Raw genomic sequence first — 516 nt, 5'->3', positions numbered from 1 at the left:
GTCCAGGATCGCCCCGGTGTTGGTGACGCCGGTAAAGGTCAGCGTGTCGCCATTGCCGAAATCGAGGATCAGGAAGCCATCGGGGGTGCGTCCGGCAAAGGCGATCAGGTCCGTCGCAACCGGCGTGCCCCCGCCCAGCAGGTCGGCGTCGAGATGGATCACGTCGATGTTGTTCTGGAAATCGGCGATCCGATCCTGACCGTAGCCCACGCCAAAGACAAACGTATCCGCCCCCAGACCGCCGACAAGCACGTCATTGCCAGCCCCGCCGTCCAGCGTGTCATTGCCCGAGTTGCCCTCAAGCCGGTCATCACCGTCGCCACCGAACAGAACGTCGAACCCGCTGCCGCCATACATCAGGTCGTTGCCGGCCCCGCCATCCAGCGTGTCGAACCCGATCCCGCCTTCCAGCCGGTCGTTCCCGTCCCCGCCATCAGGGCAATCGCTTTTGGCATTAAGCCATTGCTATGTTTGTGAGAATCGAGCGCAGGAAGGTGTCATCCCAGCCTGCGCGCT

Annotated in this window: 2 pseudogenes; both read right to left on the bottom strand. The window is 63.2% G+C overall.

The features are described from left to right. Positions 1 to 357, bottom strand: a pseudogene (locus ACFTOW_RS01790) (calcium-binding protein); the annotation flags it as partial. Next, positions 340 to 423, bottom strand: a pseudogene (locus tag ACFTOW_RS01785) (calcium-binding protein); the annotation flags it as partial. The pseudogenes ACFTOW_RS01790 and ACFTOW_RS01785, both read right to left, overlap by 18 nt. Positions 424 to 516 lie beyond the last annotated feature (93 nt).

The organism is Lacimonas salitolerans (genome assembly GCF_042677865.1).
Taxonomy (GTDB): domain Bacteria; phylum Pseudomonadota; class Alphaproteobacteria; order Rhodobacterales; family Rhodobacteraceae; genus Lutimaribacter; species Lutimaribacter salitolerans.
Note: the sequence above shows the minus strand (reverse complement) of the source record. Positions and strands in the feature narration are given on the sequence as shown.